Origin of the sequence: Methylobacterium sp. 4-46, from assembly GCF_000019365.1 — a bacterium.
Taxonomy (GTDB): Bacteria; Pseudomonadota; Alphaproteobacteria; order Rhizobiales; family Beijerinckiaceae; genus Methylobacterium.
Window position 1 is genome coordinate 3,475,035 of the sequence record NC_010511.1, and the last position, 21,491, is coordinate 3,496,525.

At 73.7% G+C, this 21,491-nt stretch carries 17 protein-coding genes; 8 read left to right on the top strand and 9 right to left on the bottom strand.

Annotated elements, in window-relative coordinates; genetic code table 11:
• Positions 1 to 80 precede the first annotated feature (80 nt).
• From recJ to M446_RS15070, 8 genes are all read right to left on the bottom strand, one after another.
• Positions 81 to 1,874 (bottom strand): single-stranded-DNA-specific exonuclease RecJ, encoded by a 1,794-nt coding sequence (gene recJ, locus M446_RS15035; RefSeq protein WP_012332947.1) that lies wholly within the window; start codon positions 1,872 to 1,874, stop codon positions 81 to 83.
• Between the two features lie 316 nt (positions 1,875 to 2,190).
• On the bottom strand, positions 2,191 to 3,588 hold the full coding sequence (locus M446_RS15040; protein WP_012332948.1) for an NAD(P)(+) transhydrogenase (Re/Si-specific) subunit beta: 1,398 nt from the start codon (positions 3,586 to 3,588) through the stop codon (positions 2,191 to 2,193).
• A gap of 4 nt (positions 3,589 to 3,592) precedes the next feature.
• Positions 3,593 to 4,042: a proton-translocating transhydrogenase family protein gene (locus M446_RS15045; RefSeq protein ID WP_012332949.1), complete on the bottom strand. Its 450-nt coding sequence runs from the start codon at positions 4,040 to 4,042 to the stop codon at positions 3,593 to 3,595.
• Positions 4,043 to 4,059: 17 nt separating this feature from the next.
• Positions 4,060 to 5,199, bottom strand: a complete 1,140-nt coding sequence (locus M446_RS15050) for a Re/Si-specific NAD(P)(+) transhydrogenase subunit alpha (RefSeq protein WP_012332950.1) — start codon at positions 5,197 to 5,199, stop codon at positions 4,060 to 4,062.
• Positions 5,200 to 5,415: 216 nt separating this feature from the next.
• Complete coding sequence (locus tag M446_RS15055) at positions 5,416 to 5,709, bottom strand: aa3-type cytochrome c oxidase subunit IV (protein ID WP_012332951.1); 294 nt, start codon at positions 5,707 to 5,709, stop codon at positions 5,416 to 5,418.
• Positions 5,710 to 5,844: 135 nt separating this feature from the next.
• The gene (locus tag M446_RS15060; protein WP_012332952.1) at positions 5,845 to 7,212 is read right to left on the bottom strand and encodes an ABC1 kinase family protein; all 1,368 of its coding nucleotides are present in this window, start codon (positions 7,210 to 7,212) and stop codon (positions 5,845 to 5,847) included.
• 89 nt (positions 7,213 to 7,301) lie between these two features.
• Complete coding sequence (locus M446_RS15065) at positions 7,302 to 7,613, bottom strand: metal-sensitive transcriptional regulator (RefSeq protein ID WP_012332953.1); 312 nt, start codon at positions 7,611 to 7,613, stop codon at positions 7,302 to 7,304.
• 373 nt (positions 7,614 to 7,986) lie between these two features.
• A complete protein-coding gene (locus tag M446_RS15070; protein ID WP_012332954.1) occupies positions 7,987 to 9,837 on the bottom strand; it encodes a M3 family oligoendopeptidase in 1,851 nt (616 codons plus the stop codon).
• 279 nt (positions 9,838 to 10,116) lie between these two features.
• Between M446_RS15070 and M446_RS15075 the strand changes: the two genes are divergently transcribed.
• The 5 genes from M446_RS15075 (at position 10,117) to M446_RS15095 (ending at position 17,606) form a co-directional block, all read left to right on the top strand.
• Positions 10,117 to 11,604, top strand: a complete 1,488-nt coding sequence (locus M446_RS15075) for a sigma-54-dependent transcriptional regulator (RefSeq protein WP_012332955.1) — start codon at positions 10,117 to 10,119, stop codon at positions 11,602 to 11,604.
• Positions 11,605 to 11,784: 180 nt separating this feature from the next.
• On the top strand, positions 11,785 to 13,749 hold the full coding sequence (locus M446_RS15080; RefSeq protein ID WP_012332956.1) for a L,D-transpeptidase family protein: 1,965 nt from the start codon (positions 11,785 to 11,787) through the stop codon (positions 13,747 to 13,749).
• Positions 13,750 to 13,904: 155 nt separating this feature from the next.
• Positions 13,905 to 15,410, top strand: coding sequence for a DUF882 domain-containing protein (locus tag M446_RS15085; RefSeq protein ID WP_012332957.1), 1,506 nt, complete (start codon positions 13,905 to 13,907; stop codon positions 15,408 to 15,410).
• 55 nt (positions 15,411 to 15,465) lie between these two features.
• Positions 15,466 to 16,422, top strand: coding sequence for an ABC transporter ATP-binding protein (locus M446_RS15090; RefSeq protein ID WP_012332958.1), 957 nt, complete (start codon positions 15,466 to 15,468; stop codon positions 16,420 to 16,422).
• Positions 16,419 to 17,606, top strand: a complete 1,188-nt coding sequence (locus tag M446_RS15095; protein WP_012332959.1) for an ABC transporter permease — start codon at positions 16,419 to 16,421, stop codon at positions 17,604 to 17,606. The genes M446_RS15090 and M446_RS15095 overlap by 4 nt, the downstream gene beginning before the upstream one ends.
• Positions 17,607 to 17,625: 19 nt before the next feature.
• Here M446_RS15095 and M446_RS15100 read toward each other — a convergent pair whose 3' ends face one another.
• The gene (locus tag M446_RS15100) at positions 17,626 to 18,309 is read right to left on the bottom strand and encodes a glutathione S-transferase family protein (RefSeq protein ID WP_012332960.1); all 684 of its coding nucleotides are present in this window, start codon (positions 18,307 to 18,309) and stop codon (positions 17,626 to 17,628) included.
• 209 nt (positions 18,310 to 18,518) lie between these two features.
• Between M446_RS15100 and M446_RS15105 the strand changes: the two genes are divergently transcribed.
• From M446_RS15105 to M446_RS15115, 3 genes are all read left to right on the top strand, one after another.
• A complete protein-coding gene (locus tag M446_RS15105; protein WP_012332961.1) occupies positions 18,519 to 19,061 on the top strand; it encodes a histidine phosphatase family protein in 543 nt (180 codons plus the stop codon).
• Positions 19,062 to 19,165: 104 nt separating this feature from the next.
• A complete protein-coding gene (locus M446_RS15110) occupies positions 19,166 to 20,695 on the top strand; it encodes a phytoene desaturase family protein (protein WP_012332962.1) in 1,530 nt (509 codons plus the stop codon).
• Between the two features lie 56 nt (positions 20,696 to 20,751).
• On the top strand, positions 20,752 to 21,489 hold the full coding sequence (locus M446_RS15115; RefSeq protein ID WP_210161195.1) for a lysophospholipid acyltransferase family protein: 738 nt from the start codon (positions 20,752 to 20,754) through the stop codon (positions 21,487 to 21,489).
• The last annotated feature ends 2 nt before the right edge of the window (positions 21,490 to 21,491 follow it).

A 21,491-nucleotide genomic window follows, 5' to 3' on the forward strand; every position in this document is an offset into this window, starting at 1 on the left:
CGCGGCGAGGCCGCGAGGTCGGCGCGCGCGGCGTCGACGGCGGTCCTTATGGTGGAGCCCCCCTGTGCCTGTCAAGCACCTCAGGTCGCCTCGGCGGCGTCGCACAGGCGGAGCTGGACGCGCTCGCTGCCCCGCCAGCGGTCGCGGGCGAGCGTGCCCGCGGCGTGGATGTCGCGGCCGATGCCCCGCAGCAGGAACCGGCCCAGCGGCCCCTCGGCGGCCCGGAAGGCGATGGCCGGGACCGTGACGCCGTCGCGCCCGCGCAGCTGCACCTTCACGTGCCCGGTGCCGACCATCCGCGCGTCGGCGACGCGGTGGCGGGCCAGCGCGAAGACCGGCTCGGGCGCGCCCTGGCCGAAGGGTCCGGCGCGCTCCAGGGCGGCGATCAGGTCGGGCTGCACGCCGCCGGCCGACAGCGTCCCGTCGATCAACAGCGCCTCGGCGGCGCGCGCCTCGCCCACCGACGCGGCGAGGTCCCGGGCAAGCGCGTCGCGGAACCGGTCGAGGTCGACGGCAGCGATGGTGACGCCCGCCGCCATGGCGTGGCCCCCGCCCTTGGCGGCGAGGCCGCACTCGACGGCGCGGCGCACCGCCCGCCCGAGATCGGCGCCGACGATGGAGCGGCCCGACCCGGTCGCGCTGCCGTCCTGGCGCAGGGCGAAGGCGAAGGCCGGGCGGCCGAAGCGCTCCTTGAGGCGCGCCGCGATCAGCCCGACCACCCCCGGATGCCAGTCGGGGCTGCCGGTCACGATGACCGCCTGGTCGGGCTCGCGCTCCAGGCGAAGGGCCGTCAGCGCCTCGGCCTCGGCCACGGCGGCGGCCTCGATCGCCTGCCGCTCGCGGTTGAGCTGATCCAGCTGCGCGGCGATGCCGGCCGCCTCGATCGGGTCCTCGCAGAGGAGGAGGCGCGCGCCGAGCGTCGCGTCGCCGATGCGCCCGCCCGCATTGATGCGCGGCCCGACCAGGAAGCCGAGATGCCAGGCCTGGGGCGGCTCCCCGAGGCCGGCCGCGTCGAGGAGGGCCGCGAGGCCGAGGCGCCCGCGGCCCCGCATCACCGCGAGCCCCTGGCGCACGAAGGCCCGGTTGAGCCCGGCGAGCGGCACCACGTCCGCCACGGTGGCGAGGGCCACGAGGTCGAGCCCGGTCATCAGGTCGGGCAGGTCGACGCCGTCGCGGCGCAGCCGGCGCTTGAGGGCCACGAGGGTGAGGAACACCACCCCGGCCGCGCAGAGGTGGCCGAGGCCCGAGAGGTCGTCGAGCCGGTTCGGATTCACCACCGCCCGGGCGGGCGGCAGGGATTCGGGCGCGCCGTGATGGTCGAGGACGATCACGTCGAGCCCGAGCCGCGCCGCCTCGGCCAGGGGCGCGTGGCCGGCCGTGCCGCAATCGACCGTGACGAGGAGGCGCGCGCCCTCCCCGGCCAGCACGCGCACCGCCTCGACGTTCGGCCCGTAGCCCTCGGTGATCCGGTCCGGGATGTGGAGCCGGTACGGCACGCCGAGGTCGCGCAGGGCGCCGGCGAGGAGCGCGGCGCTCGCCGCGCCGTCGACGTCGTAATCGCCGAAGATCGCGACCTTCTCGCGCCGCAGCACCGCGTGGGCGAGCCGGTCGGCGGCCGCCTCCATGTCGAGGAGCACGGCCGGGTCCGGCATCAGGTCGCGCAGGCGCGGCTCCAGGAAGAGCGGCACGTCCCGCGGCGCGACGCCCCGCCCGGCCAGCACCCGCGCCAGCACCTCCGGCAGGCCGTGGCTCTGGGCGATGGTCGCGGCCGCCTGCTGGGGCGGGCCGTCCGCGCAGCGCTCGCGCCAGGGCCGGCCGAGCACCGAGCGGTGGACGTCGAGGAGCGGGCGGGGAAGGTCGATCAGGGCTGTCACCGGACCAGTCTAGCGGGATTCGCCCGGCCCGGCTGCCGCCGCGGCGCGACACTCGCGCGGCGCGATGCGCGCGGCAGGTCCCGGAAACGCGAAAGCGGGGCGCGAGGCCCCGCTTCCCGGTCGGCGCGGCGCGCGGCGCCGGCTCACATGACATCCGGTTGATCGCTTCGCGATGCGGATGTCGGCTTTGCTCAGGCGCCGCGCGGGCTTGTCATACCAAATCCGCTTGATCCCTTCGGGAGGGCGGATTTGGGCTTCGCTCAGGCGCCGCGCAGGCTTGGGATACGGGATCCGCTTCGATCAAGCGGATCGCGTCTCACATGTTCTTGACGATGTCGTCGACCACCTTCTTGGCGTCGCCGAACAGCATCATGGTGTTGTCGCGGAAGAAGACCTCGTTCTCGACGCCCGCGTAGCCCGAGCCCATGCCGCGCTTGATGAACAGCACGGTCTTGGCCTTCTCCACGTCGAGGATCGGCATGCCGTAGATCGGCGATTGCGGATCGGTCTTGGCGGCCGGGTTGGTGACGTCGTTGGCGCCGATCACGAAGGCCACGTCGGCCTGCGGGAACTCGCCGTTGATGTCCTCCAGCTCGAAGACCTCGTCGTAGGGGACGTTGGCCTCGGCGAGCAGCACGTTCATGTGGCCCGGCATGCGGCCCGCCACCGGGTGGATGGCGTACTTGACCTCGACGCCCTCCTTCTTGAGCTGGTCGGCCATCTCGCGCAGGGCGTGCTGGGCCTGGGCCACCGCCATGCCGTAGCCCGGCACGATGATGACCTTCTCGGCGTTCTTCATGATGAAGGCCGCGTCGTCGGCCGAGCCCTGCTTGACCGGGCGCGTCTCGACCTTGCCGCCGGCCGCCGCGGCGCTGTCCCCGCCGAAGCCGCCGAGGATGACCGAGATGAACGAGCGGTTCATCGCGTGGCACATGATGTAGGACAGGATCGCGCCCGACGAGCCGACCAGCGACCCGGTGATGATCAGCGCGAGGTTGCCCAGCGTGAAGCCGATGCCCGCGGCCGCCCAGCCCGAGTAGGAGTTGAGCATCGAGACCACGACCGGCATGTCGGCGCCGCCGATCGGGATGATCAGGAGCCCGCCCAGCGCGAAGGACAGGAGCACGATCAGCCAGAACACGACCTTGCTCTCGCCGCCGATGAAGGCGGCGAGGAGGCCGAGCAGCAGGAGGCCGAGCGCGATGTTGATCGCGTGCCGCTGCGGCAGCATGATCGGCTTGCCCGACATGCGCCCGTCGAGCTTCAGGAAGGCGATCACCGAGCCCGTGAAGGTGATGGCGCCGATGGCGACGCCGAGCCCCATCTCGAACAGGGATTGCTTGTGGATGTGGCCGCCTTCCAGGATGCCGAAGGCCTGGGGCGCGTAGAGGGCGCCCGCCGCCACCGCCACGGCCGCGAGGCCGACGAGCGAGTGGAAGGCCGCGACGAGCTGCGGCATCGCCGTCATCGGCACGCGCCGGGCGATCACCGCGCCGGCGCCGCCGCCGATCCCGAGGCCGAGCAGCACCAGGAACCACGCCCCGATCCCCGCCGGCGGATGGCCGATCAGCGTGGTCAGGATCGCGATGCCCATGCCGATCATGCCGTACAGGTTGCCCTGCCGCGACGTGGTCGGGTGCGAGAGGCCCCGCAGCGCCATGATGAACAGGACGCCGGCGACGATGTAGAGAAGGGACGATACGTTCTCCGACATCGCGTCACGCCTTCTTCTTGTACATGGCGAGCATGCGTTGGGTGACGAGGAATCCGCCGAAGATGTTCACGCTCGCGAAGACGAGGCCGAGGAAGCCGAAGAAGCGTGCGACGCCGGTGCCCTTCTCGACGAGCGGGACGCCCACCGCGAGGAGCGCGCCGACCACGATCACCGAGGAGATCGCGTTGGTGACGGACATGAGCGGGGTGTGAAGGGCCGGGGTCACCGACCACACCACGTAGTAGCCGACGAAGATCGCCAGCACGAAGATGGCGAGGCGGAACACGGTCGGGTCGACCGCACCGTGGGTGGCGGCGGCGATGCCGTGGCCGGCCGCGTCGGCGATGGCCTGGGCCTGGTCGGCGGCCTTGGCGGCGATGTCGGCGGCGGTGCGGGCGGCGGCGGCCGCCGCGCGCGCCTGCTCGGCCGCCTGGTCTGGGGGAAGCGTGGCCATGACGGTCTCCGCGAGGATCAGGCTTTGGGCTGGAAGTTCGGGTGGACGACGGCGCCGTCGCGCGTCAGGCAGGTCGCCTTGACGAGTTCGTCGTCCCACTTCACGGCGAGGCTCTTCGAGGCCTTGTCGATCAGGGTCTCGACGAAGGCGTAGAGGTTGCGCGCGTAGAGGCTCGACGAGGTGGCGGCGAGGCGGCCCGGCACGTTGGCGTAGGCCACGATCTTCACGCCGTTCGGGGTCTCGACGATCTCGTCGGCCCTGGCGCCCTCCACGTTGCCGCCGCGCTCGATGGCGAGGTCGACCAGCACCGCCCCGGGCCGCATGGAGGCGATCATGTCGGCGGTGACGAGGCGCGGGGCCGGGCGGCCCGGGATCAGCGCCGTGGTGATGACGATGTCCTGCTTGGCGATGTGGCTCGCCACCAGCTCGGCCTGCTTGCGGCGGTACTCGGCCGACATCTCCTTGGCGTAGCCGCCCGCGGTCTCGGCCTGCTTGAACTCCTCGTCCTCGACCGCGACGAACTTGGCGCCGAGGGATTCGACCTGCTCCTTGGCGGCGGGCCGCACGTCGGTCGCGGTGACGACGGCGCCCATGCGCCGGGCCGTGGCGATCGCCTGCAGGCCCGCGACGCCCGCCCCCATCACGAAGATGCGGGCGGCCGGCACGGTGCCGGCGGCGGTCATCATCATGGGCAGCGCCCGGCCGTAGACGGCGGCGCCGTCGACCACCGCCCGGTAGCCGGCGAGGTTGGCCTGGCTCGACAGGACGTCCATGACCTGGGCGCGGGTGATGCGCGGCATCAGCTCCATGGCGATGGCGGCGACGCCCGCATCCGCCATGGCCTTCACCTCGGCCTCGTGGCCGTAGGGATCCATGATGCCGACCACGAGGGAGCCGCGCCTGAGAACCGGCAGCTCCTCGGCGGCGGGCCTGCGCACCCGCAGCACGATGTCGGCGTCCCGCGCGGCGACCGCCGCGTCCGGCGCGATCGTGGCGCCGGCGGCCTCGAACTCGCCGTCGGGAAGCCCCGCCCTGCCCCCCGCCCCGGCCTGGACCGTCACGTCGGCGCCGAGAGCTTTGAATTTCTTGACCGTCTCGGGGATCGCCGCGACGCGCGGCTCCGCCGGGTCGGTCTCCGATAGCACCGCGATCCGCATCCATCCACCCTTCGGTCGCGTGTGGAGAGCGGCCGCCGGCGACGCCGGCACCGAGGGGAGACCCACACAACCGTGAAGCTGATTCCTCCCGCTAAGATCGCCTCTAGTGGATTTTCATCGGGTTTGAAAGCGGCAGAGACGGTGTCGCACAATGGTAAAGGCCGCCGCCTCGTCGCGAGGCGGCGGCCCGGTGTCGTCCGAACTCGGTGCGGGGCGTCAGTAGAGCGCGAGCAAAATCGCCAGCAGCACCGCCACGGCGGCCGGCGAGCGCCAGCCGAGGGCCGGGGCGAGGGCCCCGACGGCGCCGGCCACGCCCGAGATCACGACGCCGAAGATCGCGGTGAGCCACGCCTCGCGCACGCCGCCGATGGCGAGCGAGAGCACCCAGCAGATCACCACGGTGGTGGCGATCTCCACGAAGCGCACGAAGCCGCGATAGGTCGCCTCGTGGGTGGAGCCGTCCATCGAGGGACCGTAGGCGTCGTTGGAGGCGTGGTTGGTGCTAGCCATGCTGCGGGGCCCCGGTCTTCTTGGATGTTTGGTCGCGCTTTAGCGCATGGTCAGGGTCGCCGCAATGCGCGATGGGCGAAGGGCACCCTCGCCATTCGGGTGAGGCGGTCCCGGGCCCGGCGGGAGCCGGGCCCCTCACGCCGGCAGCGGCAGGCCGGCCGCGTCGAGCACCACCCTCTGCCGCGAGGCGAGGTCGTCGAGGGAGAAGCGGTCGATCTCGGCCTCGAACAGGCGGTGATAGTTCAGCTCGGAGCGCAGGTGCAGGAAGACGGCGCCGAGCCCGACCGCCGCCCGGTCCATGAACACGAATTCGCGCGGCACCGTCACCGGGCCGCGCTCCTTGAGGGCGCGGTGGACCTCGAAGGCCTGGCGCCGGCCGTACTCGCCGGGCTTCACCCCGTCCGCCACCGTGCGCACCCGGTCCTCCAGCAGCGGGCCGTAGATGAACTTCGCCCAGATGTTGAGGATGTCGATCAGCTCGCGGTTCAGCCGCTTGAAGCCCCAGCTCTCGTAGGCGTGGACGATGCGGTCCTGGTCGCCGTGCAGCAGGCCCCGGTAGAGGTCGACCACGCCGCCGACGAAGCGGGGATGGAAGATCCGGATGCAGCCGTAATCGAGCAGGTTGATGCCCGCCGGCTCGCCCCCTTCCGAGAAGACCGTGTAATTGCCCAGGTGCGGATCGCCGTGGATCACCGCGGCGCGGCTGAAGGGATGCCACCACGCCTTGAACATTGCGTGGGCGAGGCGGTTGCGGATGTCGAGGGGCGCCTGCGCGTAGGTCAGGATCTTCTCGCCGTCGAGCCAGCCGAGGGTCAGCAGGCGCTTCGTCGAGAGGGCCGGATGCGCCACCGGCACCCGCACGTTCGGCATGTCGCGCAGCACCTCGGCGTAGAGGGCGGCGTGCTTGGCCTCGCGCTGGTAGTCGAGCTCCTCGCGCACCCGGTCGCCGATCTCCTTGGCGATCTCGCGGGTGTCGATGGCCACGCGCAGGCGCCGGTGCAGCGCGAAGGCCATTTCGAGCTGCTTCAGGTCCGCCTCCACGGCGGATTGCATGTCTGGATACTGCAGCTTGCAGGCGAGGGCCTCGCCCTCGCGGCTCACCGCGCGGTGGACCTGGCCCAGGGAGGCGGCCGCGGCGGGCCGCAGGTCGAAGCTCGCGAAGCGGCCCTGCCAGTCGGGGCCGAGCTCCGCGGCCATGCGGCGCTTCACGAAGGCCGCCCCCATCGGGGGCGCCTCGGATTGCAGCTTCTGCAGCTCCTGGGCGTATTCGGGCGGCAGCAGGTCCGGCACGGTGGCGAGGAGCTGCGCCACCTTCATGATCGGGCCCTTGAGGCCGCCGAGCGCCTGGGCGAGGGCGGCGGCGTTCGAGAGGTCCTCGCCCTTGAGGCCGAGGAGGCGCGCACCGGCCATCCGGGCCGCCACGCCCCCCATATTGGCGCCGACCCGGGCGTAGCGGGCGGCGCGGGCGGAGAAGCGGTTGGCTTCGGTATCGGAGGCGGACATGCAGGGGCTCGGGACGCGCTGGACGGCTCTCAGATAAGCCCCCGCCCCGGTCCCGCTAGGCCACCGGGCGGGAAGGTCGCACCGGCCCGTCAGGATTGGCGCAGGGCGCTGCGCAGGACGCGGATCATCTCCTCCACCGCCCCGTCGCGGTCGTTGCTGCGCACCGCGTAGTTCACGGACGCATCGAGGTGGTCGCTGATGAGCTGGAGCGCCGCCTCGCGCACGGCCGCCGTGATCGCGTTCATCTGCTGGACCTCGTCCAGGCAGTAGCGGTCCTCGGTGACCATGGCCTGGAGCCCGCGCACCTGGCCCTCGATCCGCTTCAGGCGCTGCAGGATCGGCCGTTTCTCGTCGTCGGTGCGACGGATCTGAAGGCGCCCGTCCTGATACGTGTAATCCATGGTGGTCCGATCCGGTTCGTCCGCGGCCCGCAGGCGAGGAGAGCGGGGCGTGACCATTCGCGTTCGCAGGGACGACCGCCGTTCTGTCTCTACGGAAGACTCCGATCCTCCATTCGGCCCCTCGCGGTCAAGACCATTTGGAGGGCGTCGCCAAGTATTTCCGCACCCGTGCCCAACCGGAGACAGATCGGCGGCCCATTCCGGCCTGCTCCGAACGACCTAGTCCCCCCGCCGCGCAGATTCCAGCCCCGGTTTCGCGACCGAGCTCGGCCCTGGAGTCCGTCGAGGCCCTGCCCTGTTATAACGCGGCCGCCGCGCATTATCTCCCGATTTAGGGAAAAAGCGGCAATCATGTTCTCGCGGCGGGGGCGCCTCACGCCTCCATGGCTTCGAGCTCGGCGATCATGCCCTCGATCATCGAGAGGCCGATCTGCCAGAAGGAGGGGTCGCGGGCATCGAGCCCGAAGGGCGCCAGGAGTTCGCCGTAGGGCTTGGTGCCGCCGGCCGAGAGCAGCGCGAAGTAGCGCGCGACGAAGCCCTCCTCGGCTCGCTGGTAGACCCCGTACAGGGAGTTCACCAGGCAATCGCCGAAGGCGTAGGCGTAGACGTAGAACGGCGAGTGGATGAAGTGCGGGATGTAGGCCCAGAACGGCTCGTAGCCCTCGTCGAGGCGGATCGCCGGCCCGAGGCTCTCGGCCTGGACCGACATCCACAGCGCGCAGATCTGCTCGGCCGTGAGTTCGCCGTCCCGGCGCGCGAGGTGGAGCCGGCGCTCGAAGACGTAGAAGGCGATCTGGCGCACCACCGTGTTGATCATGTCCTCCACCTTGGCGGCGAGGAGCGCCCGGCGCTGATGCGGCTCCCGGGTGGCGTCGAGGACGCGGCGGAAGGTCAGCATCTCGCCGAACACGCTCGCGGTCTCGGCGAGCGTCAGCGGGGTCGGGGCCATCAGGGCGCCGTTCCCGGCCGCCAGCACCTGGTGGACGCCGTGCCCGAGTTCGTGGGCGAGGGTCATCACGTCGCGCGGCTTGCCCTGGTAGTTCACCAGCACGTAGGGATGGGCGGAGGGCACGGTCGGGTGCGCGAAGGCGCCCGGGGCCTTGCCGGGGCGCACCGGCGCGTCGATCCAGCCGCCCTCGAAGAAGGTGCGGGCGATCTCGGCCATCCGGGGCGAGAAGGCGCCGTAGGCGGAGAGCACGGTCTCGCGGGCCTCGGCCCAGGGAATCGTGCGCTGCTCGACCTTCGGCAGGGGCGCGTTGCGGTCCCAGTAGGCGAGGCTGTCGCGCTGGAACCAGCGGGCCTTCAGCCGGTAGTAGCGGTGCGAGAGGCGCGGATAGGCCGCCGTCACCGCCTCGACCAGGGCGGCCACCACCTCGGGCTCGACGCGGTTGGCGAGGTGGCGCGAATCCGCCACGTCGCCGAAGCGCCGCCAGCGGTCCGAGATCTCCTTGTCCTTGGCGAGCGTGTTGGTGATCAGGGTGAAGACGCGCAGGTTCGCCCGGAACACCCCGCTCAGGGCCTCGGCGGCGTCGCGGCGCAGGCCCTCGTCGGCGTCCTGGAGCTTGTTGAGGGTCGGCTCCAGGGTCAGCTGCTCGCCGCGCAGGGGGAAGCGCAGGGAGGCGATGGTCTCGTCGAAGAGCCGGTTCCAGGCCGACCGGCCGGTCACCGACTTCTCCAGCAGCAGCTTCTCGAGGTCGTCGGAGAGCTGGTGGGGCTTCTCGCGGCGAATATCCTCCAGCCAGGGTCGGTAGCGGGCGAGCGGCGGCAGGGCGGCGGCGGCGTCGATGTCCGCGTCCGGCACCCGGTTCAGTTCGAGCGTGAAGAACAGGAGGTCGCTCGACGCGGCGGTCAGGCGCTCCTGGGTGTCGCCGTAGAACTTGGCGCGGACGGGGTCGGTCGTGTTGCCCGAATAGACGAGGCCCGCGAAGGACATCAGCCGGCCCATGAGGTCCTCGATGGCCTCGTAGGCGGCCACCGCCGTGCCGAGCTGGTCGGCGGCGCCCTCCCCGCCCGCCAGCGCGGCGACGCGGCCCCGATAGGTCTCGGCGAAGCTCCGGCACTCCGCCTCGGCGCGGGCGAGGTCGCGGGCGAAGGCCGGGTCGTCGAGGCCCGCGTAGAGATCCGAGAGGTCCCACTCCGGCAGCGGCCCGAGATCGACGGCGCGGGCCGTCGCCTGGGCCGTGCTCAAGGAACCTTCCGACGGCACCGCGGCTCGGGTCGACATGGCTTCGCGTCCTCTCAGGGTTCTCACAGACAACGCCGTCATATCGGCAGCCTCGCCCCCGCGATCAACCGAGCGCTCCTCCCAATCGGGTGAACGGGCCCGGGGGGCCGCCCGGCGTGTCGCAACGGCAACGGTTTGTTGGCGTTAAGCGCCACTTTACGGTTGTGGGCGAGCATCCGGCTCGAAACGAAACAACCACGCGATTCGCTCGGGCGGGCGGTCGGGCGGGCCGAGGCTCCGCCGGGACCCGCCGTCGTCGCAGAACCCGAAAGGACCCGGATGTCGACCACGGTGCTCATCGTCGATGATGATCCGGTGCAGCGTCGCCTCGCCGAGGCGATGGTGCGGCGCCTGGGCTTCGAGGCCGCCGTGGCGGAGGGCGGCGAGGCCGCGCTCGCGGTCCTGCGCGCGCCCGACACCCGCGTCGACGTGGTGCTCCTCGACCTCGTCATGCCGGGCGGCCTCGACGGCCTCGGCGTGCTGGCCGAGATGCGCAAGGCCGGGCTCGACGTCCCGGTGATCGTCCAGACCGCGAACGGCTCGATCGACGCCGTGGTCACGGCGATGCGCGCGGGCGCGACCGACTTCGTGGTCAAGCCCGCGGGCGCCGAGCGCCTGCAGGTCTCGATCAAGAACGCCCTCCAGGTGGACCAGCTCCAGGACGAGATCCGGCGCATGCGGCGCCGGGCCTCGGGGGCGCTGAGCTTCAAGGACCTGACCTCGAAGAGCCCCGACATGGGGCGGGTGATCCGGCTCGCCGAGCGGGCCGCGAAGTCGAACATCCCGGTGCTGATCGAGGGCGAGTCGGGCGTCGGCAAGGAGGTGCTGGCCCGCGCCATCCAGGGCTCGGGCGAGCGCAGGGGCAAGCCCTTCGTCACGGTCAATTGCGGGGCGATCCCCGACAACCTCGTCGAATCGACGCTGTTCGGCCACGAGAAGGGGGCGTTCACGGGCGCCACCGAGCGCCATGTCGGCAAGTTCGTGGAAGCGTCGGGCGGCACCCTGTTTCTCGACGAGATCGGCGAATTGCCCCTCGACGCCCAGGTGAAGCTGCTGCGCGCCCTACAGGAGGGCGAGGTCGACCCGGTCGGCGGGCGCAAGAGCGTGCGGGTCGACATCAGGCTGATCTCGGCCACCAACCGCTCGCTGCTCGACCTCGTGAAGCAGGGGAGGTTCCGCGAGGACCTCTACTACCGGCTCAACGTCTTCCCGATGACGCTGCCGCCCCTGCGGGCGCGCCGGGAGGACATCCCGGACCTCGCCCGCTCCTTCTGCGCGCGCTTCGCCGCGGAGGAGGGCAAGCGGGTGCGGGGCATCACCGCCGAGGCGATGGCGCTGCTCACCCGCTACGAGTGGCCCGGCAACGTCCGCCAGCTCGAGAACGCGCTCTTCCGCGCCGTGGTCCTGGCCGACGGCGACGAACTCACCGTGGCGGAGTTCCCGCAGATCGCCGCCCAGGTCGACGGTTTCGAGGTGCGCATCCCCGCCGCCCCGAGCCTGCCGGAGGCGGTGGCGAGCGCGGCGCCCCTGCGCGAGATCGTCCGGGTCGAAGTGCGCGATCCGCACGCGATCTCCCTCGTCGCCGAGGAGACCGGGGAGATGAAGACCATGGAGGGGCTGGAGGGCGAGATCATCCGCTACGCCCTGCAATTCTACCGCGGGCGGATGTCCGAGGTCTCCCGCCGCCTCGGCATCGGCCGCTCGACCCTCTACCGCAAGCTCAAGGATCTCGGGATCGACGAGGACAAGGCGGAGGACGCGGCCTGATACCCGGGGGCGCCTTTCCGGCACCGCAGCGCCTTTCTGGCGCCGCACGAGTGTTCCATACCGGGACCGAGTGGCATGTGTGCGAGGGCACGCCCTGTTCGGGGGCGTCCGTTAGCTTAAGTGTCGGTTGAGACGACTTCGCGCGGCCGGGGGGCTGGCCACGCGCTCCAGGAGATGAGCATGCTCCCCAGGCGCAGGGCCGCCGCGCTCCTCGCGGTGCTGATGGCGGGAGCCGCGGGCCTCGCCGGCGCGCGGGCCCAGGACGCGTCCCAACCGGCGACCGCGCCCGGCGCGGCCACCCCGGCGGCGCCCGCCGCCCCGGCGCCCGCCGCCCCGGCACCCGCCGCCGAGGCGCCCGTCGCCCCGGCGCCCGCCCCCGAGGCGCCGGCCGTCGAGGCCGCCAAGCCGCCGCTCCCGGACGATCCGGTCGCGGCGGCGATCGCCACCAAGCTCGCGGAGCCGAACCTGACGCTCCTGCGCCGCTTCGGCCGCAGGGAGCGGGAGGCGCTGCAGGCCTTCTACGCGCTCGGAGCGTTCAAGCCGATCTGGATCGTCGATCGCGCCTGGACGGAGGCCGCCAGGGCGGTGATCGCGCGGCTCGGCGCCGCCGCGGAGGACGGGCTCGATCCCCTGGACTACCCGGTGCCGGCCCTCGGCGTGCCGACGGCGAGCCCGGCGGACCTCGCCGACGCGGAGCTTCGGCTCTCGGCCGCCGCCGCCCTCTACGCGCGGGACGCCCGCGGCGGGCGCCTCGACCCGCCACGCCTGTCGCGCCTGATCACGCCGAAGCTCGACCTGCCCCTCGCCGACGCGGTGCTGCCGAAACTCGCCACGGCCGGGGCCGGCGCGGACGCGCTCCTGCACGCCTACAACCCGGCCCAGCCCGGCTACCTCGCCCTGAAGGCGCGGCTCGCGGCCCTGCGCGCCCGCCAGCCCGGCGGCGCGGTGCCGATGGTGCGGCTGCCGAAGGGGCCGGTGCTCAAGCCCGGCATGCGCGACGCCCGCGTGCCGCTGATCCGGGCCCGGTTCGGGCTCGGCAGCGCCGACGACGCCACCGCCTACGATGCGGCCGTGGCCGGCGCCATCGAACGCTTCCAGCGCGAGCGCGGCCTCGCCGCGACCGGCATCCTCGATCCGCGCACCGTCGCGGCGCTGGCCGGCCCGTCGCCCGGGCGGCAGGAGGCCGACCTCCTCGCCAACATGGAGCGCTGGCGCTGGCTGCCGGCCGAGCTCGGGCGGAAATACGTCTGGGTCAACATCCCCGACCTCAAGGTGCGGGTGATGGAGGGCGGCCGCGTCGTCGACGAGGCGCGGGTCATCGTCGGCAAGCCCGATTCGCCGACCCCGATCTTCTCGGGCGAGATGAGCTACGCGGTGGTCAATCCGTCCTGGAACGTGCCGCCCTCGATCCTCAAGAACGAGTTCCTGCCGCGGCTCGCCCGCGACCCGAGCTACGCGGCGCGCCTCGGCTACCAGGTCGTGCGCAAGGGCAACAGCATCGCGGTGCGCCAGCCGCCGGGCGAGCGCAACGCCCTCGGCTTCATCAAGTTCATGTTCCCGAACGAGCACGCGGTCTACCTGCACGACACGCCCAACCGCACGCTCTTCGCGCGCGGCGCCCGGGCGCTCAGCCACGGCTGCGTGCGGGTGGACGATCCGTTCCGCTTCGCCGAGGTGGTGCTCGGCCCGACCTGGCCGACCGAGCGGCTGAAGAAGCTGATCGGCAAGGGCGAGCGCACCGTCATGCTGCCCGAGAAGCTCCCGGTCCACCTCGCCTACTTCACCCTCGTCGCCGACGAGGCGGGCGGCCTGCGCGAGGCCGAGGACCTCTACGGCATCAATGCCCGCGTGAAGGTGGCGCTCGGCCTCTCGAACGAGGCGCTGCCGCCCTCGCCGGAGGCCCTGAAGCGGGAGAAGGAGAAGGCGAAGGTCCGGGCGCTGCCCGCGCAGGCGCCGGCTCCGGCGCGCGACGCCCGGCCGGTCCGGGACGCGCACGCCCCGCGCCTCGCGGCGCCCGCGCCCCGGGTCGCCACCCAGGCACCCCGGCGCAGCCGGCCCCTCGTCACCGCGGATCCGCGGGTCGTCCAGCCGGCCCCCGACGACTTCGCGCCGCCCCCGGCGCCCCCCTCGTCGGGCTGGTGGTGAGGTCCCGCGCCCCGGCCGATTTTCGCCACGGTTAAGCCTTACCCCTCGCGACCAATGCGGCGCGGGGCGCCGGTAACCGTCCGTTCACGGTTATGGGTAACCCTGCGTTCACCATGGCGGCCGCGACGGCGGCATCGGCGGGGGCGGAGACGAACGTGCGAGCGCAGCGGACCAGCCGCCGACCGGCGGCGACTTCCCGTGAGGCCCGGCTCCGCTGCGAGACGCCGCGACGGGCCCTGCGCCGGACCGGCCTCGTCGCCGCCGCGGTGGCGGCGGGCCTGCTCGGCGGCACGCGCGGCACCCAGGACGCGGTGGCCAACGGCGACACCCGCACGATCACCATCTTCCACGAGCACACCAAGGAGAGCGCGACCGTCACGTTCAAGCGCGATGGCCGCTACGACCGGGCCGCCCTGGAGCAGCTCAACTGGCTCCTGCGCGACTGGCGCATCGACCAGCCGACCCGGATGGATCCGCGGCTCTTCGACGTGGTCTGGGAGGCGCACCGCGCCACCGGCTCGCAGGACGCGATCCACGTGGTCTCGGCCTACCGCTCGCCGCAGACCAACGCCGCCCTGCGGCGCCGCTCCCGCGCCGTCGCCGAGCACAGCCAGCACATGCTCGGCAAGGCGATGGACTTCTACCTGTCCGACGTGTCGGTCGATCAGGTCCGCGAGATCGGCATGCGGATGCAGCGCGGCGGCGTCGGCTGGTACCCGCACGCCTACAATCCCTTCGTGCATCTCGACGTCGGCTCGGTGCGCTCCTGGCCGCGCATGCCCTACGACCAACTCGCCCGCCTGTTCCCGGACGGCCGCACCGTCCACCTGCCGCGGGACGGCCGCCAGATGCCGGGCTACGAGGTGGCGAAGGCCGAGATCCTCGCCCGCGGCGGCTCGGTGATGGGCTACAGCCAAGCGGTCGCCGCCCTCGACGAGGAGGACAGCCCGAGCGTGATCGGGCAGTTCTTCAGCATGCTGTTCGGCGGGGCGAAGCCCGCCGGCGGGGCCGCGCCGCCTCCCGCCCCCGCCCGGGTGCGCCCGGTGGCCCTCGCGAGCGCGGCGGCGGACGATGCCGGCACCCGCGGGGTCATGGCCTACGCGCCGGTGCCGGACCCGCGCGCCGCGCTGCTGCGCCCGCCGCCCCCGGCCGCGCCCGCGCCCGCGCCGGTGGCGGCCGTCCCGCCGCCCGCGCCCGCCCCGGCGAGCGCGGCCGCCGCGCCGGAACCGGCCGCGGCCGAGCCGGCCGGCGCCCCCCTGCCGCCGCGCCGCCCGGTGGAATTCGCCGGCCTCGCCGAGGCCCTCGTGGCCGTGCCGCTGCCGCCGCCGCGGCCGGCCGCGGTCCAGGTGGCCTCCGCGGATCCGGCGGCCCTCGGGCCGCTCCTGCCGGCGCGACCGGCGCGCTCCCCGGCCGCGGAGGCCGCGGCGGGCGACGCGAAGGCGCAGCTGCGCGCGCTGTTCGCGGCCGCGGCGGACCCGGCCGCCTCCCCGCGCGGCGGCGTCCGGCTCTCCGAGACCCGGACGACGCTGCGCGGCGCGCTGCCCGCCGGGCTCGTCGCCGCGCCGGCCGACGCGGTCGCCGCCCGGTTCCAGCCCCGCGGCCCGGCCGAGATCGATGCCGGGCGCTTCTCGGGTTCCGCCCTCAAGCCGGGCGCCCGCTGACGGGCGGACCGTCGCCGGAGCGCCGGCCCATCCCCCCCTCCCGTCGAGCCATGCCGTGTCCCTCCTCGCCGCGTCCGCCCGGGATCTCGCCCTCGCCTATCGCGGGACGCCCGTCCTCGACGGCGTCGACCTCGCGCTCGCGGGCGGCGAGATCCTGGCGCTGCTCGGCCCGAACGGCGCCGGCAAGACCAGCCTGATGCGGCTCCTCGCCGGGCGGCTCACCCCGGCCCGCGGCAGCGTGCGGATCCTCGGCCGGGACCCGGCGGCGGACCGGGCGGTGCGCGGCGCGATCGGCTGGGTGCCGCAGGAGATCGCCCTCTATCCCCGCCTCACCGTGGCCGAGAACCTCGACGTGTTCGCGCGGCTCGCCGGGCTCGGGCGGGGGGAGCGGGCGCGGGCGGCGGCGCGGGCGGTGGAGCGGACGGGCCTCGCCGAGGTGGCGGACCGCCTCGTCGGCACCCTGTCGGGCGGCTACCAGCGGCGCACCAACATCGCGGCGGCGCTGCTCGCCGAGCCGCGCGTGGTCCTGCTCGACGAGCCGACCCAGGGCGTCGACCGGGTCGCCCGGGCGGCGATCCACGGCATGCTGGAGCGGCTGCGCCGGAGCGGGACCGCGATCCTCATCGCCACGCACGATTTCGCCGAGGCCGAGCGCCTCGCCGACCGGGTCGCCTTCCTGCGCGACGGGCGCATCCGCCTGGAGGGCCGCCTCGACGCGCTGCTCTCCACCCTCCGGGCCGGCCCGCCCGAGCACGAGGCGGCGCTCGGCGAGCCGGCCGGGCCGGGCGCCGCGGCGGCGCTGCGGGCGGCGGGCTTCCACCCGGCGGGCGCGCTGACCTGGCGGGCGATCGACGCGGTGGCGGGCGGGCGGGACGGGGCGGCGCTCCTCGCCTACCTGCGCAAGAAGGGCGTGCCGGTGCGCGAGATCCGGGTGAGGGAGCCGGGCCTCGAAGCGCTCTACCTCGACATCGTCGGCGCCTCGCACGCCCTGCCGGAGGCCGAGCCGCGATGATCGCCGCCGCCTTCCGGGTGATGCTCCTGACCCTGCTGCGCGACCGCGCCGCCCTGGTCATGGCCTTCGTGCTGCCGACCGTGATCTTCTCGGTCTTCGCGGCGATCTTCTCCGGCGCGGTCGGGGACCGGGTGCGCATCCATCTCGGCCTGAGCGACGCCGCCCGGACCGCCAGCACCGAGCGCCTCGCCGCGGCGCTGGAGCGCGACCCGGCGCTGCGGGTGAGCCGGCTGACCGGCGACCCGCTGGCGGCGGTGCGCCGCGGGGAGGTGGACGTCGCGCTGGTGCTGCGCGCCGACCTCGCGGGCGGCGGCGCGGGGACCGGGCAGCCGGCGCCCCTCCTCCTGGTGGAAAGCCCGGCCCGCGCGCTGGCGACGCCGATCGCCCTCGGCCAAGTGCAGCGCGTGCTCAACGAATCGCTGCCCGACGTGGTGCTGTCCCGGGTCGTCGCGGACGTGGAGCGGGCGGGCAAGATCGGCCCCGACGAGCGGGCCTTCCTCGACCAGACCTTCGCGGAGAGCCGGGCCAAGCGCGAGGCCTTTTCCTTCGCCTCGCTGGTCGAGCGGACGACCACCGCGCGGGCGGGCAGCAACGACCGGGTCGGCTACTATGCGGGGGCGATCACCGCGGTGTTCCTGCTCTTCGCGGCGATGCAGGGGGCGCTCTCGCTGGTGGAGGAGCGCCAATCCGGCATCGCCGACCGGCTCGCGGCCGGGCCGGGCGGGCTGCCGGTCGTGGTGCTCGGCAAGTTCCTGTTCCTGGTCGCGCAGGGGCTCGGCCAGGGGGCCCTGATCTTCGCGGCGGCCTCCCTGCTCTACGGCGTCTCGGTCGGGCCGAACCTCCTGGCCTGGCTCGTCACCGGGATCCTGGTCTCCGGCATGGCGGCCGGGCTCGGCCTCGCCGCCTGCGCGGCCGCGCGCACGCGCCAGCAGGCGCATCTCGTCTCGACCTTCGGGGTGCTGCTGCTCTCGGCGATCGGCGGCAGCATGGTGCCGCGCTTCCTGATGCCGCCGTGGCTCCAGACGCTCGGCTGGTTCACGCCGAACGCCTGGGCGATCGAGGCCTTCCAGGGCGCCCTCGGCGAGGGTGCCGCGGCGGCCTGGCCGGCCTGGGCCGTGCTCGCCGGCATCGCGGCGGCGGGGCTCGCGGCGGCCTTGACGCTGGTCTCGCGCCGGATCGTCTGAGGCGGGTGCCGGGCCGGGCTCAGGGCTGCGGACGCAGGGTCGCGGCGGGCGCCTCGTCCAGCTCGTCCGCCGGAACGATCCAGGGCTCGCGCAGGGCCGCCTCGCGCCACGCCGCGAGGGCCGGCAGGCCCAGCACCGCCTCCATGTAGGCCCGAACCTCCGGATCGACCGCGACCGCGTAGGTGTCGAGGCGCGTCACCACCGGGGCGAACATCGCGTCCGCCCCGCTGAAGGCCCCGAACAGGAAGGGACCGCCCGCACCGAAGCGCGCGCGGGCGTCGCGCCAGATCGCGGTGACGCGGGCGAAGTCGGCCGCCACGGCCGGGCCGCGGTCCCGCGCGGCGTAGCGGCGGCCGAGATTCATCGGCAGGGCGGCGCACAGGGCCTGGAATCCGGAATGCATCTCGGCCGAGATCGCCCGCGCGTGGGCCCGCGCCGCGCGCTCTCCCGGCCAGATCCCGGCCTCGGGCCAGCGCTCGGCCGCGTATTCGAGGATGGCGAGGGACTCCCAGACCGTGACCTCGCCGTCGATCAGCACCGGCACCCGCCCGGCCGGCGAATGGGCGAGGATGCGCGCGCGCGTGTCGGGCTGGTCGAGGGGGATCAGCACCTCGTCGAACGGGATGCCGGCGTGCCGCAGCGCGAGCCAGGGCCGCAGGGACCAGGACGAGTAGACCTTGTTGGCGATGACGAGCGTCGGCACGGGCGGGCTCCTTCGGCGCGACCATCGCACCGGCGGGGCCGCCACTCCAACCAAATCCCGTGATCACCGCGATCGCGCGGGCGAATGGGACGCGCCGCGACCCGGTGGCCCGCCCGCGCCGGGAGCGCGATCGTGCCGGCGCCGCGGCAGGACGACATCTCCGCCTGCCCGCCTATCTGTCCTCGTCGCGACCGGAGATCGTCCTCGTCATGCCGCGCCTCCTCCCCGCCCTGCTCGTCGTCCTGAGCCTGCCGGCCCTCGCGGGCGAGGATCCCTGGGCGGCCCTGAAGCGGGACGGCACCGTCGCGCTCCTGCGCCACGCCCGGGCGCCCGGCTTCGGCGACCCGCCGGGCTTGCGGCTCGACGATTGCGCGACCCAGCGCAACCTCTCGGACGAGGGACGCGCCCAGGCCCGGCAGATCGGCGAGGGCTTCCGCCGGCACGGGATCGCGGTCGGCGCGGTGCTGGCGAGCCGCTGGTGCCGGGCGCAGGAGACCGCCCGCCTCGCCTTCGGCCGCGCCGAGGGCTTCCCGCCGCTCGATTCGGTCTTCGCGCAGGGCGACGGCGAGGCGCAGAGCCGCGCCGTGCGCGCCCGGATCGCGGCCTGGCGGGGGCCCGGCATCCTTGCCCTCGTCACCCACCAGGTGAACATCACGGCGCTCACCGGCCTCGTGCCGGCCGAGGGCGAGGTGGTGGTGCTGCGCGCCGGACCGGACGGGACCCCGGCGGTGATCGGCCGGCTCACCCCCTGAGCCCCCCGCGCGACCCGGTGTAGCGTTGACCGTCCCGCGGGGCGGCCTAGCTTTGGGTGAGGCGCGCGCATCCGCGAGGCGTGCCCCGGGGAGTGACGTCGGTGATGGGCTCTGGATCGGCGGTCGCCGTGGTCGGCGGAGGGTTGGGCGGGCTGGCAGCGGCCTGCGTGGCGGCGGCGCGCGGCCACAGGGTCACGCTCTACGACAAGAATTCCTGGATCGGCGGCAAGGCCGCGGTGCTGCACGAGGGCGGCTTCCGCTTCGACATGGGGCCGACCATCCTGACGGTGCCCCGCGTGCTGGAGCGGATCTTCGGCGAGGCCGGACGCTCCGTGCACGACTACATGGACCTGCGCCGCCTCGACCCGCAATGGCGCTGCTTCTTCGACGACGGCAGCCGCATCGACCTCGTCGAGAACGTCGCCCGCATGGCGGAATCCATGGACCGCTTCGTGCCCGGCGCCGGGGCCGGCGAGGGCTACAAGCGCTTCATCGGCATCTCCGAGCACCTGCACGGGATCTCGGAGCGGTTCTTCTTCTGGAAGCCGGTCGAGGACCTGTTCGACACGATCAACATCCGCGCGAACATGAACCCCGGCACGCTGCGCGACGTTCTGTCCCTGCGCATGCATGCCTCGGTCGCGAGCACCATCCGGGGCAAGGTGCGGGACGCGCGGCTCGCCCAGATGCTCGATCACTTCGTGCAATATGTCGGGTCCTCGCCCTACGGGGCGCCGGCCGTGCTCTGCGCCATCGCGCACATGCAGACCGCCGAGGGGGTGTGGTACCCGATGGGCGGCACCCGCGCGGTGGCCGAGGGGCTGATGAGGCTCGCCACCGAACTCGGCGCCGTGCTGAAGCCCGACAGCGAGGTCGAGGGGCTCGCGATCGAGAACGGCGCCGTGCGGGGCCTGCGCACCCGCGAGGGCGTGGCGCGCTTCGACCGCGTGATCTCGAACATGGATTCGGTGCGCACCTACCGCGAACTCGTCGGCGGCGAGGTCGGCCGGAGCTACGAGAAGAAGAGCTTCGAGCCGGCCTGCTCGGGCGTGGTGCTCTATCTCGGGCTCAACAGGCGCTACGACCACCTCGCCCATCACGACTTCGTGTTCTCGCGCGATCCGGAGGAGGAGTTCGACGCCATCTACCGGAAGGGCGAGCCCGCCCCCGACCCGACCGCCTACCTGGCGGCGCCGAGCGCCACCGACCCGTCGGTGGCGCCCGCGGGCGGCGAGGCGCTCTACGTACTGGTCCACACGCCCTACCTGCGCCCGCACCACGACTGGTCGCAGATGCTGCCGGCCTACCGGAGGGTGATCCTCGACAAGCTCAAGCGGACGGCCGGCCTGCACGACATCGAGGAGCGGATCGTGGTCGAGCGGCACCTCACCCCGGCCGACATCCACGCCCGCTACAAGGTGCTGAACGGGGCGATCTACGGCCTCGCCTCGCACGGGCGGATCATGGGCGCGTTCAAGCCGGGCAACCGCTCGCGGGAGGTGCAGGGCCTCTACCTCGCGGGCGGGGCCGCGCATCCGGGCCCGGGCATGCCGATGGTGATGATGTCGGGCTGGATCGCCGCCGACGCCATGGACCAGGACGCCCGCGGCGAGGCCCTGCGGACCGCCTCGTGAGCGGTCGCGGGCCGGACGACCCGACGCGTCGGCGCTCCGCCCTCGCGTGGCGCTTCATGGCGGCCTACTTCGACCGCTACCTGCGGCGCCACCTCACGGCGCTGCGCCTGAGCCGCTGGGGGGCGCCGGACCTGCGCGGCCATCCCGGGCCGCTCGTGGTCTACTGCAACCACCCGGCCTGGTGGGACGCCGCCGTGCTCATCGTGCTGGCCGAGCGCTGCTTCCCGGACCGCGAGGGCTACGCTCCCTTCGACGCGCAGATGCTGGCGAAGTACGGGGTCTTCGGGCGGATCGGCGCCTTCGGGGTCGATCCGGCCTCGCGCCGGGGCGCCGCCGCCTTCCTCACCGCCTCGCGCCGCATCCTCTCCCGCCCGGAGCGGGCGCTCTGGGTCACGGCGCAGGGCCGGTTCAGCGACGTGCGCGAGCGCCCGCTCGGGCTGCGCCCGGGTGTGGCGCACCTGCCCGAGGTCGCGCCGGACGCGCTGTTCCTGCCCCTCGCCCTCGAATACGCGTTCTGGTCCGAGCGGGGGGCCGAGGCCTTCGCGGCCTTCGGCCCGGCGCTCGCGGGCCGGGACCTCCTCGCCCTGCCCCGCGCGGCGCGGCTGGAGCGGCTGGAGGGGGCGCTCACGGGCGTGCTCGACCGGCTGAGCGCGGACGTGATGAGCCGCGACCCGGCCCGCTTCGTCGCCCTCACCGAGGGACGCCGCGGCGTCGGGGGTATCTACGATCTCGGGCGGCGGGTCGCGGCCGCCCTCGCCGGGCGGCGCTTCGAGCCCGGCCACGGCAAGGGCTGAGA

What these genes read in the sequence shown, in the direction of transcription:
- M446_RS15045 (WP_012332949.1), bottom strand. Translation starts at nt 4,042, where the DNA reads ATGGCCACGCTTCCCCCAGACCAGGCGGCCGAGCAGGCGCGCGCGGCG.
- M446_RS15080 (WP_012332956.1), top strand. Translation starts at nt 11,785, where the DNA reads ATGCTCCCCAGGCGCAGGGCCGCCGCGCTCCTCGCGGTGCTGATGGCG.
- M446_RS15095 (WP_012332959.1), top strand. Translation starts at nt 16,419, where the DNA reads ATGATCGCCGCCGCCTTCCGGGTGATGCTCCTGACCCTGCTGCGCGAC.
- M446_RS15065 (WP_012332953.1), bottom strand. Translation starts at nt 7,613, where the DNA reads ATGGATTACACGTATCAGGACGGGCGCCTTCAGATCCGTCGCACCGAC.
- M446_RS15110 (WP_012332962.1), top strand. Translation starts at nt 19,166, where the DNA reads ATGGGCTCTGGATCGGCGGTCGCCGTGGTCGGCGGAGGGTTGGGCGGG.
- M446_RS15060 (WP_012332952.1), bottom strand. Translation starts at nt 7,212, where the DNA reads ATGTCCGCCTCCGATACCGAAGCCAACCGCTTCTCCGCCCGCGCCGCC.
- M446_RS15115 (WP_210161195.1), top strand. Translation starts at nt 20,752, where the DNA reads ATGGCGGCCTACTTCGACCGCTACCTGCGGCGCCACCTCACGGCGCTG.
- M446_RS15055 (WP_012332951.1), bottom strand. Translation starts at nt 5,709, where the DNA reads ATGGCTAGCACCAACCACGCCTCCAACGACGCCTACGGTCCCTCGATG.
- M446_RS15070 (WP_012332954.1), bottom strand. Translation starts at nt 9,837, where the DNA reads ATGTCGACCCGAGCCGCGGTGCCGTCGGAAGGTTCCTTGAGCACGGCC.
- M446_RS15050 (WP_012332950.1), bottom strand. Translation starts at nt 5,199, where the DNA reads ATGCGGATCGCGGTGCTATCGGAGACCGACCCGGCGGAGCCGCGCGTC.
- M446_RS15105 (WP_012332961.1), top strand. Translation starts at nt 18,519, where the DNA reads ATGCCGCGCCTCCTCCCCGCCCTGCTCGTCGTCCTGAGCCTGCCGGCC.
- M446_RS15075 (WP_012332955.1), top strand. Translation starts at nt 10,117, where the DNA reads ATGTCGACCACGGTGCTCATCGTCGATGATGATCCGGTGCAGCGTCGC.
- M446_RS15040 (WP_012332948.1), bottom strand. Translation starts at nt 3,588, where the DNA reads ATGTCGGAGAACGTATCGTCCCTTCTCTACATCGTCGCCGGCGTCCTG.